Source organism: Allobosea sp. BH3, from assembly GCF_025499465.1.
Lineage (GTDB): Bacteria > Pseudomonadota > Alphaproteobacteria > Rhizobiales > Beijerinckiaceae > Allobosea.
On sequence record NZ_JAIMCA010000001.1, the window covers coordinates 853,647 to 865,520 of the forward strand.

The following is an 11,874-nucleotide window of genomic DNA, read 5'->3' on the forward strand; positions in this document are numbered from 1 at the left end:
TCGACCTGATGGCTGTGACGCGGGAGCGGTGCCGGCCCTGTCAGGCCGGACCGGCGGCGAGCGCCTTCTCGATCTCGCTTATATTGTGCTTCATCATGCGGATGTAAGTCCCCGCCGGTCCCGAACCGGCGGAGAGCGCGTCCGAGTAGAGCCTGCCGCCGACCTTGGCGCCGCTCTCGCGCGCAATCTGCTCGACGAGGCGCGGATTGGTGACGTTCTCCAGGAAGACGGCCGGGATCTTCTGCGCTTTCACCTGCCGGATGATGCGCCCGACATCGCGGGCGGAGGCCTCGGCTTCAGTCGAGACGCCCTGCGGCGCGACGAAATCGACGCCATAGGCCTTCACGAAATAGCCGAAGGCGTCATGCGTGGTGATCGCCTTGCGCCGGTCGGCCGGGATGCGCGAGACCGCAGCCTTCACCTCGCCCTCCAGCGCATCGAGCTCGGCGAGATAGGCCGTGGCATTGGCCTCGTAGCTCGCCTTGCCAGCGGGATCGGCAGCGCTCAGCGCATCGCGGATATTGGCGACATAGACCTTGGCATTGGCGACGCTCTGCCAGGCATGGGGATCGTCATGGCCATGGTTATGGGCATGGCCCGCCTTGCCTTTGGCGTGGTCGTCGTGATCGTCATCGGCCTCGATCGCAGTGATGCCCTTCGTCGCCTCGGCGAGCGCAGCCTTGGTGCCGGAGGATTTCAACAGCCGCGGCAGCCAGCCCTCGAAATGCAAGCCATTGACGACGACGAGCTTCGCCGCAGCCATGGCTTTCGCATCGGCCGGCGTCGGAGAATAGACATGGGCGTCGCCATCGGGGCCGACCAGCGTGGTGACGCTGACGCGGTCGCCGCCCACCTGCTGCACGAAATCGCCGAGGATCGAGAAGCTCGCCACCACCGGCAGCTTCTCCTGCGCGATGGCGCCGAACGGCGAGACGGCAAGCGCCAGCCCGTAGGCAAGGCTGGCGGCAAGAAGGACGCGGCGGTTCGGCATGGCTGACCTCCAGAAATGTAACGCTATAACGTTTCTATCTCTGGAGATGGGCCCGAGGCAAGAGGCGAAGCGCAAGCCCGCCCTGCGATCCGAACAGCAGCGAGCCGAGATAGATCGCCCCGGCGGCGAGGATGATGGACGGGCCGGCAGGCAGGCTCGCGCCCGCCGCATAGGAGATGACGAGCCCCCCATAGCCCGAAACCATGCCGAAGCCGGAAGCCAGCAGCAGAAGCCGGGTGATGTCGGCTGTCCAGAAGCGGGCGGCGGCGGCCGGCAGCATCATCATGCCGACGGCGAGCAGCGTGCCGAGCGCATGGAAGCCGGCGACGAGATTGAGCACGACGAGCGCGAGGAAGCTCAGATGCACGACGCCACCTGAGCGGCTGACCGAGCGCAGGAAGCCGGGGTCGACGCATTCCATCACGAGCGGCCGGTAGAGCGCTGCTAACGTTAGCAGGGAGACCGTGGCGACGCCTGCGAGCAGCAGCAGCACCTGGTCGTCCAGCGCCAGCACATTCCCGAACAGCACATGCAGCAGGTCGATCGCTGAGCCGCGCAGCGACACGATGGTGACGCCGAGCGCCAGCGAGATCAGGTAGAAGGCTGCAAGCGAGGCATCCTCCTTCAGCACGGTGGCCCGCGCCACGGCGCCCGCCGCGAGCGCCACCGCGAACCCTGCCGCGAGCCCGCCGATGGTCATCGCAGGCAGCGAGAAACCGGCGACGAGATAACCCAGCGCCGCGCCCGGCAGAATGGCATGCGCCATCGCATCGCCCGTCAGGCTCATGCGCCTGAGCATCAGGAAGACGCCGATCGGCGCGCCCGAGACGGCGAGCGCCGCGACGCCGACCAGCGCGCGCCGCATGAAGTCGAATTCGGCGAAGGGGCCGATGAGGAGATCGTAGAGCATGGGTCAGCTATCCGGCGGTCGGTCGCACGACGTCATTGCGAGGAGCGAAGCGACGAAGCAATCCAGGGGGATTGGTGAAACGCTTCGAACAAGCCCCCTGGATTGCTTCGCTGCGCTCGCAATGACGGAAAGCCGGATCGTCGGCGCGTCTTACGCCGCGTCGCGCTCGCAGGGAGCGGCGTGACTATCGAAGGCCTCGACCATGCGCCGCGCCTTCAGCAAATTCTCCGGCGTCAGCACTGTGGCGGTCTCACCCCAGGCCACGGCCTCGCGCGCCAGCAGCAGCGTCCGCGGGAAGGCCTGGCGCACCGTCTCGATGTCGTGCAGCACCGCGACGACCGTGCGGCTCTCGCCATGCCAGCGCCTGACCAATTCCAGCAGATCGGCCGTGGTGCGGGCATCGATGGCGGTGAAGGGCTCGTCGAGCAGAATCACATCGGCATCCTGCAGCAGCAGCCGCGCGAACAGCACCCGCTGCATCTGCCCGCCGGAAAGCGTCCCGATCGGCCGGCTCTCGAAGCCGGTCAGGCCGACAGCCGCGATGGCGTGCTCGATCTTGTGGGCAGCGCCCCCGCCGATGCGCCCGAAGATGCCGGCGCGGTTCCACAGGCCCATGGCGACGAGATCGTAGACATGGATCGGGAAGGAGCGGTCGAGATCGGCCGATTGCGGCAGATAGGCGATGCGCTTGCCCTTCGCGAGCGCGACACCGCCGGACAGCGGCGCAAGCGCGCCCGCAATGCCCTTCAGCAGGGTCGACTTGCCGGCCCCGTTCGGCCCGACGATGGCGGTGAGGCTGCCGGCCTCGATCTCGCCGGAGAGATGATGCACCGCCGGATGGCGGTCATAGCCCAGCGTCAGATCGGTGAGGCGGATGGCGGACATGGAACGCAACTCGCTCAAAAAATCACGGCCAGCGTCGCCAGCCAGAGCGCGGCGACGACCACGGCGGCCAGACCAACGCGGGCACCTGCCGAAAGACGCAGCAGCGACCAGCCCGGCTCGCTCGGAGCGGCATGGGGCGCGTGCCGGACATGGGCGTGCGTATGGGCCATGTGAGATGATATAATGTTACGCTTCCGCCGGAGCAAGTGCGATTCCGCACCTCGTCCAAGGCCTTTCCGGATGCTGGAGACGGCTTTTATCTGATTGAACCGTCATTGCGAGCGCAGCGAAGCAATCCGGGAGCGGCAGAGCTCTACGTCCCCTGGATTGCTTTGACGCTTCGCTCCTCGCAATGACGGGGAGCGCCTCAATACGATCGAATGCAATCTCAACCGTTCAGAACGGCAGGTACTGATACATCCAGGTCTCGGTCAGCACCGTCTCGCCCGCCTTGAGATAGCAGCGCAGCTCGACCGGATCGCTGCCATCGACGGTCAGGTCGAACTGGGCGCGCCAGTGGCCGGGCATGTCGTTGGGCACAGCTTCCGCGAAGACATAGGAAAAAAGGCCGCGCGAGGTCGAGACAACGACTTCCGGCTTCACACCGAAGGGGATGCTCTCGAGCATCGGCCCGAGGAACTCGACCATGAACTTGCGCACGCCCTGCGGGCGGACCATGCCGGGCTTGCCGCCATTACCGAGACGCGTGGCGACGACCCGCCCCAACGTGCTGGGAAAGGGTTCGTCGGCCAGCCAGTGCAGCTTGTAGCGGAAGTCGTAGGCGTTGCCGGCCTTGGCCTGCGCCTCCGGCACCCACATGGCGACGATGTTGTCGTGGATCTCGTCGTCGGTCGGGATCTCGATGAGCTGGACCGAGCCCCGGCCCCAATCGCCCTGCGTCTCGACCCAGAGGCTCGGCCGGCGCTCATAGGAGACGCCGTCGAGGTAATGGCCGACCTCGCGGTCGCGCTGCATCAGGCCGAAGCCGCGCGGGTTGCGGTCGACAAAGGCCGAGGCGGTGGTGTGGCGCGGATTGTTGAGCGGCCGCCAGGCGCGCTCGCCGGCCCCGGTCCAGAGCGCGAGCCCATCGGAATCATGCACCTCCGGCCGCCAGTCGATGGCGGCAGGCTTCGCCGTCTCGGAGTACCAGAACATCGAGGTCAGCGGCGCGATGCCCAGTCGCGCGATATCCTTGCGCAGATGCAGCGCCGTCTCGATTTCCATGACGACGCCCTTGCCGCGATGCATGCGGAAGCGATAGGCGCCGGCCACGCTCGGCCCGGACAGCAGCGCGTAGAGCGTCACATATTCGGCGCCGGGCTGCGGGGTTTCCAGCCAGATATGGGTGAAGTCCGGGAATTCCTCCTCCTTGCCGGAAACGGCGGGATCGATGGCCAGCCCGCGCGCCGAGAGCCCATATTGGTAGAGTTCGCCGATGGCGCGGAAATACGAGGCGCCGAGGAAGGCGACCCAATCGTTCCGCTTCCAGTCCAGCGCCTCGCCGTTGCGGCCGGGATGGCCGCTGCGGCTCTCCTGGAAACGCAGCCCCGCGAAGCCCGCCTCGGCTGGCAACGCATGGGCCGGCGAGTCGGCCGGCATCGAGAAATAGCTCTCATCGTAGAGGATCTCGCGCGCCTTGCCGCTCTCGGCCACATGCACGCGCACCGGCTTCTGGAAATACCGGCCGAGGTGGAAGAAGGTCACCGGCCAGGGCGAGGGACCGTTCGCCCACAGCGCCGCCTCCGGCTTAAACCGGATCTTGCCATGGGCGTCGTAGTCGATCCGCTGCAGGACATCCGGGCTTGGATTGGCGGGCGCCTGATAAGGCTCGCCGGCCATGCGCTTCGCCCGCGCCTTGAGCAGGTCGAAGGTGAAGTCCTGTGCCTGGCCGAGCTTGAGCCCCTGTTCGGCAAGCGCCTCCGGCGCGAAACCGACGGCCGCCAGTGCCGCCGTCGCGCCCGCTCCGGCGAGAACTGTCCGTCGATCGAGGCGCGTCCTCCGGCTCATCTGCATCAAGCTCAAGTCCTGCCCGCCACGGTCCCGCATAACGCCCCTGATCCAGTCTGGTTCCGCCGCCCGGCAGACCTTGCATTCGGAACGTCCGGGCAACGACCTGAGATAGGTGGCCGATTGTGGCGAAACCAGCACGTTCATTGGGCTAAAGGCGAAAGCCCCGGCATAGCCGGCCGCTTTCACTTTCACGGCCCGCATGCTCTAAAAAACCTCAACCCGCCGTTCGAGCCGGGGCACGAAGCCAAGACCAGGGAGAAAACATGAAAACGTCGTTCCGCGGCCGTCTGGCCGCCATGGCTGCGGCTTGCGCGCTCGCTGCCGCGCCTGTGACCGCGAACGCCCAGGATTTCGTCAACATCCTCACTGGCGGGACCTCCGGCGTCTATTACCCGATGGGCGTCGCGCTCTCTAAGATCTACGGCGAGAAGATCGCCAACACCCGCCCCAGCGTCCAGGCCACCAAGGCCTCGGTCGAGAATCTGGTGCTGCTGCAGCAGGGCCGCGGCGAGATTGCCTTCACGCTCGGGGATTCGCTCGACGCCGCCTGGAAGGGCGACGAGGAAGCCGGCTTCAAGGCACCGTTGAAGAAGCTGCGCGGGATCGCGGCCGTCTATCCGAATTATGTCCAGATTGTCGCTTCCAAGGAGAGCGGCATCAAGACGCTGGCCGATCTCAAGGGCAAGCGCCTCTCGGTCGGCGCGCCGAAATCCGGCACTGAGCTCAACGCTCGCGCCATCCTTGCCGCCGCCGGCATCGCCTACAAGGACCTCGGCAAGATCGAGTACCTGCCCTTCGCCGAGTCGGTCGAGCTGATGAAAAACCGCCAGCTCGACGCCACGCTGCAATCGGCCGGCCTCGGCGTCGCCTCGTTGCGCGATCTCGCGACCTCGGTCGAGATCAACGTCGTCGAGGTACCGAAGGCCGTCATCGACAAGGCCGGCCCGCCCTTCATCAGCGCTCCGATCCCGGCCAACACCTATACCGGCCAGACCAGCGACGTGAACACGGCCGCCGTGGTCAACTACCTCGTCACGCATGAGGGTGTGAAGGAGGAGCTGGTCTACCAGATGACGAAGAACGTCTTCGAGAACCTCGGCGACCTCGCCGCCTCTCACTCGGCTGGCAAGGAGATCAAGCTGGAGAAGGCGCTCGATGGCATGCCGGTCCCGTTGCATCCGGGCGCCGCGCGCTACCTGAAGGAAAAAGGCCTGAAGGCCGGTTCGTAAGGTCCGAAGCGCGTCATCCCGTGCAACGCTGCGGCGCAGACGCGGGACCGCGCGACGAGCAAGCACCTCTTCCTGAAGACGATCCCGCATCTGCGCTGCGGCACCGGCATGCCGCGGCGCGTGCGGGATGACACATGAACACCGGCAGGACTTCGACCATGGCCGCCACCGAAACCGACCAGTTGGAAACCCTCTCCGGCGCGAAGCCGGGCGAGGTCGAGCACGCCGATCTCGACAATTTCGAGCATGGCTTTCCGCACGGCTTCGGCCCCGGCGGCTGGGGGCTCTTCGCCTATGGCCTGGCGATCACCTTCGCCGCCTTCCAGATCGCCATATCCGCCTGGAACTTCCTGCCGAGCCAGGCCGCACGCGGCGTTCATGTCGGCTTCCTGCTGCTGTTGTCCTTCGGCCTCGTCGCCAATTTCCGGGCCAAGGACACGCCGGGCCGCCTGCTCGGCTGGGCCATCGGCCTCCTCGGCTTCGGCATCGGCCTCTATCAGTGGATCTTCTACGCCGACCTGATCCTGCGCGACGGCGATCCCTCGACGCTCGACCTCGTCGTCGGCACCCTGCTGATCCTGCTGATCTTCGAGGCAGCGCGCCGGTTGATGGGCAACGCCCTGCCGATCATGTGCGGCGTCTGCCTGCTCTACTGGTTCTTCGGCCAGCACCTCCCCGCGCCTCTCAATCACCGCGGCTACGGCTTCGACCAGATCATCGGCCACCTCTCCTTCGGCACCGAGGGCTTCTACGGCACGCCGATCTACGTCTCCGCGACCTATATCTTCCTTTTCATCGTCTTCGGCTCCTTCCTCGAAAAGGCCGGGATGATCCACCTCTTCAACGATGTCTCGCTCGGCATCTTCGGCGGCGCGCGCGGTGGCCCGGCCAAGGTCGCCGTGGTTTCGTCCGGCATGATGGGCATGATCTCCGGCTCCGGCGTCGCCAATGTCGTCACCGTCGGCCAGTTCACGATCCCCCTGATGATCAAGTTCGGCTATCGGCGCGCCTTTGCCGCCGGCGTCGAGGCCACTGCCTCGATGGGCGGGCAGATCATGCCGCCGGTGATGGGCGCCGTCGCCTTCATCATGGCCGAGACGCTGGGCGTGCCCTATGCCGAGATCGTCAAGGCGGCGGCGATACCCGCCGTGCTCTACTTCGCCTCGGCCTTCTGGATGGTGCATCTGGAGGCCGGCAAATACGGCCTCAAGGGCATCGAGCGCTCGATGCTGCCGAGCCCGCTCAAGGCCCTGCGCGAGCGCTGGTACCTCGCCCTGCCGCTCGCCGTGCTGATCTTCATGCTGTTCCATGGCTTCACGCCGCTCTTCGCCGGCACGATGGGCCTGGCGCTGACGGTCGGCCTTCTGCTCGGCGCCGGCATCACGGCCGGGTTCGGCACGCAGACGCTGCGCATCATCTTCTGGGTCGGCCTCGGGCTGATCGCCGCCGCGCTCTTCCGCGACGGCATGGACATCCGCATCGTCGCCGGTCTGATCGCGGTGCTGATCCTCGCCAACGCCTTCACGCTGGGCGGACGCACGACTCTGGCGATCAGCCGCGATGCCCTCGCCGACAGCGCCAAGACGGCCCTGCCCGTCGGCATCGCCTGCGCCATCGTCGGCACCATCATCGGTCTGATGACGCAGACCGGTATCGGCACCACCTTCGGCGCCTGGATCATCGGGCTCGGCCAGCACAGCCTGTTTCTGGCACTGATCTTGACGATGATCCTGTCGATCCTGCTCGGCACCGGCATCCCGACGATCCCGACCTACATCATCGTCGCGGCCCTCGCGGCACCGGCGCTGGAGAAGCTCGGCGTGCCGCTGATCGTCAGCCACATGTTCGCCTTCTACTACGGCATCATGGCCGATCTCTCGCCGCCGGTGGCGCTGGCCGCACTGGCGGCCGCGCCGATCGCCAAGGAGAACCCGGACAAGATCGGCTGGGAGGCGATGCGCGTCGCGCTCGCCGGTTACGTCATCCCCTTCATCGCCGTCTATTCGCCGGCGCTGATGCTGCAGTCGGGCGATCCGATGGCGAACGTGATCGGCTTCTGGCCGGCGGTCGTCTACGCCACCTTCAAGGCAAGCGTCGCCATTGCCCTCTTCGGCATGGTCGCGATCGGCTGGCTCTTCGGCAGGCTCTCGGTTCTCGAACGTGTGCTCTGCTTCGGCGCAGCGGTGCTGCTCTTCGGCGAATTCGCCTATAGCGACCCGCTCGGCTATGCGCTCGCCGCGGCCGTCGTGCTGCGCCATTGGCTGGCCTCGCGCAGCACGGCCGCGGCCGCGGCATGAGCCTGTGCCTCGCAGCCGGCGCGCTCGTCGTGGCGCTCGGCCGCGGGGAGATCACGCTGGGCTGGCGCCATTCCGTTCAGAAGACGCTCTGGGACGAGGTTTGGCGCGAGACGCCGGCCGGACTGGAGATCGTCGAGGCCCGCATCGAGGGCTCGGGCGCCGGCATGGACCCTCCGGACGGCGCGCGGCTCATCAATGGCTTCTGGCGTTGGCATCCGGCATTGCCGCCGCTCAGGGAAGTGGCGATGCGCCGCTCCGGCGCGACCGCCGACTGGCGCATCTGCATCGATGGCCAGTGCCGGCCGATGAGCGACTATCTGCCGGCCGATGCCGACCCGGTGACGCTCAAGATATGTGACTAGGCGCTATATGGGGCGCGAGCGTCAGTCGACCTCGGTCAGATGCTCGATCTTGAGCATCCGGCGCATCAGGTTGACCATCCCGTAGGCGGCGAAGACCGAGAAGATCGCCATCATGATGTACTCGAAGATCGGGCCGAGCTCGAACAGGCCCGCCAGCGCCCAGCCCGCCGCTAGCGCCACGCCGAACAGTTCGACGGCGATCAGGATCCCGAACGAGATCACCATGATCAGGTTGCGCCAGTTGGTGTGCCGTCCGGCCATGTCGTCCTTCCTTCGCGCGCAGGCGTCAGGGCCATGCGCCCGATGCACCTAGCGGAGCTTCCCGCCCCATGCAACAAATTCGCGAAAATCGCGCTGCCCGGTCAGATGGGCACGCCCCCGGAGATTGAAAACCCCTGATGCTCGATACGCCTGTCTTCGCTTCGGCCGCTGTCGCCGCTCCGCATACCCTGGCCTCCGAGGCCGGGCGGGCCGTCCTGGCCGAGGGGGGCAACGCCATCGAGGCCATGGTCGCGATGGCGGCGACGATCGCCGTGGTCTATCCGCACATGAACGCCATCGGCGGCGACGGCTTCTGGCTGGTACATGAGCCCGGCGGCCGCATGCACGGCATCGAGGCCTGCGGGCCGGCGGGCTCGCTGGCCACCATCGAGCGCTATCGCAGCCGGGGCTACGACGTCATTCCCTCGCGCGGGCCGGAATCGGCGCTCACCGTCGCCGGCGCTGTCGGCGGCTGGCGGCTCGCGCTCGATCTCTCCCGCTCGCTCGGCGGCCGCCTCCCGCTCCGCGACCTGCTGGCGGACGCCATAAGCCATTGCCGCGAAGGCTACGCCGTCTCCGCTTCGGAGCTGCGCACCCAGTCCAACGAGTTGGAGGCGCTGAAGGCGGCGCCCGGCTTCCTCTCCAGCTTCTGGACCGATGGCGAGCCGCCTAAAGCCGGCGCCCGCCGCAGGCCAACCGCGCTCGGCGCGACGCTGCAGCAACTCGCCGACGCCGGCCTAGACGATTTCTATCGCGGCGACATCGGCCGCGAGATCGCGGCCGATCTGGAGCGCATCGGCGCACCGGTGACCCGCACCGATCTCGAAGCCTACCGGGCGCAGGCCGTGACGCCGCTCTCGCTGAAGCTGCCGGGGCTGACCGTCCACAACCTGCCGCCACCGACGCAGGGGCTGGCCTCGCTCCTGATCCTCGGCATCTTCGAGAAACTCGGCCGCTGGAAGCTCGACAGCTTCGAGCACCATCACGGGTTGATCGAGGCGACGAAGCGCGCCTTCGCCATCCGCGACCGCCACGTCACCGATCCATCGCGCCTGAAGCACCCCTCCGCCGATTTCCTGACCGAGGCCGTTCTGGCGCGCGAAGCCGCCGCCATCGACATGAAGCGGGCCGCCACCCTGCCGCTCAAGAACGGCGACGGCGACACGATCTGGATGGGTGCCATCGATAGCACCGGGCTTTCCGTCTCCTATATCCAGTCGATCTACTGGGAATACGGCTCGGGCTGCGTACTGCCGGCGACCGGCATCAACTGGCAGAACCGTGGCCAGTCCTTCTCTCTCGACGAGCGCGCCGCCAACCCGCTGGCGCCGGGCCGCAAGCCCTTCCACACGCTGAACCCGGCCTTCGCCCGCTTCGACGACGGGCGCATCCTCTCCTATGGCGCCATGGGCGGGGATGGGCAGCCGCAGTTCCAGGCGCAGATCCTGACGCGCTACCGCGCCGGCCAGAACCTCGCGACCGCCATCGACGCGCCGCGCTGGCTCTTCGGCAAGACCTGGGGCGCGGGCTCGACGGCGCTCAGGCTGGAGAACCGCTTCGACCCGTCCCTGCTGGAGCGCCTCGATGCCGCCGGCCACCCTGTCACCGAGACGGGCCTGCCCTATTCCGACGGCTTCGGGCATGCCGGCATGCTGGTGAAGCACCAGAAGGGTCATGTCGAGGCCGTGCATGATCCGCGTTCCGACGGCGATGCGAGGGGGGTGTGACCGCCATGACGTTCGATGATCCGTTCCGCTGCTTCGTTCCCTATCCCGATGCGGCGGTGAAGCACGCCGCGGCCGGCCCACTCGCCGGGCTGACGCTGGCGGTGAAGGACCTCTTCGACGTGAAGGGCTATCCGACCGGCGCAGGCTCGCCGATCGTGCTGGCGCAGTCCGGCATCAAGACCAAGACCGCGCCGATCGTGAAGGATCTGCTCAAGGCCGGCGCCCGCTTCGTCGGCAAGACGCATACCGACGAGCTCGCCTTCTCGCTCAACGGCCAGAACGCGCATTTCGGCTCGCCCATCAACCCGGCCGCGCCCGAGCGGATCACCGGCGGCTCCTCCTGCGGCTCGATGGCTGCGGTGGCCGGGCGCCTCGCCGATTTCGCGCTCGGCTCGGACACCGGCGGCTCGGTCAGGGCTCCCGCGAGCTATGGCGGCCTTTTCGGCATCCGCCCGAGCCATGGCCGGCTCTCGCTGAAGCGCACCTGGCCGCTGGCGGAAAGCCTCGACACGCCGGGCTGGTTCGCCCGCGACGGCGAGACTTTTGGCCGCGTCGCGAACGTTCTCTTCAGCCTCGACAAGGCCGAGCTTCCGGAAGTGCCACGCATGATCGTCGCCGACGACATGTTCGGCCAGGCGGTACCCGAGGCGGAAACGATCCTGCGCAATGTCGTGCAGCGCACCGTCCACGAACTCGGCGAGTCCGAGAGCGTGAAGCTCGTCCGCGATCTCGATGCGCTCTATTGGGCCTTCCGCTGGATTCAGGGCCGCGAGGCCTGGCTCTCCGACGGCCCGATGATCGAGCGCTTCGCCCCGCCGCTCGGGCCGGGGGTGAAGGACCGCTTCGCCTTCTCGAAAGCCGTGACCGACGCCGAATACGCCAAGGCCGAGGCAACCCGGAAAACCTTCCGCGCCCGGCTGGCGCGCCTGCTCGGCAAGGACGGCGTGCTGATCCTGCCGACCATGCCGGACATCGCGCCGCTGATCAGCACACCGGAATCGGCGCTCGACGATTTCCGCAACCGGGCGCTGCGGCTGCTCTGCCTCGCGGGGCTTTCGGGCTTCCCGCAGGTCACGATTCCCGTTGCGCAGCGGGAAGGCGCGCCGCTCGGCCTGTCCCTGATCGGCCCGAAGGGCTCGGACCGCTCGCTCGTCGCCTTCGCCCTGCGCTATGAACGCGCCGCACGCATCAGGATCGCCTGA

At 67.3% G+C, this 11,874-nt stretch carries 11 protein-coding genes; 5 read left to right on the plus strand and 6 right to left on the minus strand.

Features of this window, described 5'->3' with window-relative positions; translation table 11 throughout:
• Positions 1-40: 40 nt before the first annotated feature.
• The 5 genes from BoBH3_RS04060 to BoBH3_RS04080 form a co-directional block, all read right to left on the minus strand.
• Positions 41-991 carry a metal ABC transporter substrate-binding protein gene (locus BoBH3_RS04060; RefSeq protein WP_262329456.1) on the minus strand — a complete coding sequence of 317 codons (951 nt, stop codon included), beginning with the start codon at positions 989-991 and terminating at the stop codon, positions 41-43.
• A gap of 34 nt (positions 992-1,025) precedes the next feature.
• Positions 1,026-1,901 (minus strand): metal ABC transporter permease, encoded by an 876-nt coding sequence (locus BoBH3_RS04065; RefSeq protein ID WP_262329457.1) that lies wholly within the window; start codon positions 1,899-1,901, stop codon positions 1,026-1,028.
• A 150-nt stretch (positions 1,902-2,051) separates the two neighbouring features.
• Positions 2,052-2,786, minus strand: a complete 735-nt coding sequence (aztA, locus tag BoBH3_RS04070; RefSeq protein WP_262329458.1) for a zinc ABC transporter ATP-binding protein AztA — start codon at positions 2,784-2,786, stop codon at positions 2,052-2,054.
• 14 nt (positions 2,787-2,800) lie between these two features.
• A complete protein-coding gene (locus BoBH3_RS04075; RefSeq protein WP_262329459.1) occupies positions 2,801-2,956 on the minus strand; it encodes a hypothetical protein in 156 nt (51 codons plus the stop codon).
• A 226-nt stretch (positions 2,957-3,182) separates the two neighbouring features.
• Positions 3,183-4,793, minus strand: coding sequence for an OpgD/OpgG family glucan biosynthesis protein (locus tag BoBH3_RS04080; protein ID WP_262329460.1), 1,611 nt, complete (start codon positions 4,791-4,793; stop codon positions 3,183-3,185).
• A gap of 266 nt (positions 4,794-5,059) precedes the next feature.
• On the opposite strand from BoBH3_RS04080, the gene BoBH3_RS04085 reads away from it, so the two are divergent.
• From BoBH3_RS04085 to BoBH3_RS04095, 3 genes are all read left to right on the plus strand, one after another.
• Complete coding sequence (locus BoBH3_RS04085) at positions 5,060-6,025, plus strand: TAXI family TRAP transporter solute-binding subunit (protein ID WP_410050546.1); 966 nt, start codon at positions 5,060-5,062, stop codon at positions 6,023-6,025.
• A gap of 158 nt (positions 6,026-6,183) precedes the next feature.
• Positions 6,184-8,322, plus strand: coding sequence for a TRAP transporter permease (locus BoBH3_RS04090; protein ID WP_262329461.1), 2,139 nt, complete (start codon positions 6,184-6,186; stop codon positions 8,320-8,322).
• Complete coding sequence (locus BoBH3_RS04095; RefSeq protein WP_262329462.1) at positions 8,319-8,684, plus strand: DUF1850 domain-containing protein; 366 nt, start codon at positions 8,319-8,321, stop codon at positions 8,682-8,684. The genes BoBH3_RS04090 and BoBH3_RS04095 overlap by 4 nt, the downstream gene beginning before the upstream one ends.
• 21 nt (positions 8,685-8,705) lie before the next feature.
• Here the strand turns inward: BoBH3_RS04095 and BoBH3_RS04100 are convergent, their stop codons facing one another.
• Entirely contained in the window at positions 8,706-8,945 is a 240-nt protein-coding gene (locus BoBH3_RS04100) for a hypothetical protein (protein ID WP_262329463.1), read from the minus strand.
• Between the two features lie 137 nt (positions 8,946-9,082).
• Here BoBH3_RS04100 and BoBH3_RS04105 point away from each other — a divergent pair, with 137 nt between their 5' ends.
• On the plus strand, positions 9,083-10,672 hold the full coding sequence (locus tag BoBH3_RS04105) for a gamma-glutamyltransferase family protein (protein WP_262329464.1): 1,590 nt from the start codon (positions 9,083-9,085) through the stop codon (positions 10,670-10,672).
• A 5-nt stretch (positions 10,673-10,677) separates the two neighbouring features.
• Positions 10,678-11,874 carry an amidase gene (locus BoBH3_RS04110; protein WP_262329465.1) on the plus strand — a complete coding sequence of 399 codons (1,197 nt, stop codon included), beginning with the start codon at positions 10,678-10,680 and terminating at the stop codon, positions 11,872-11,874.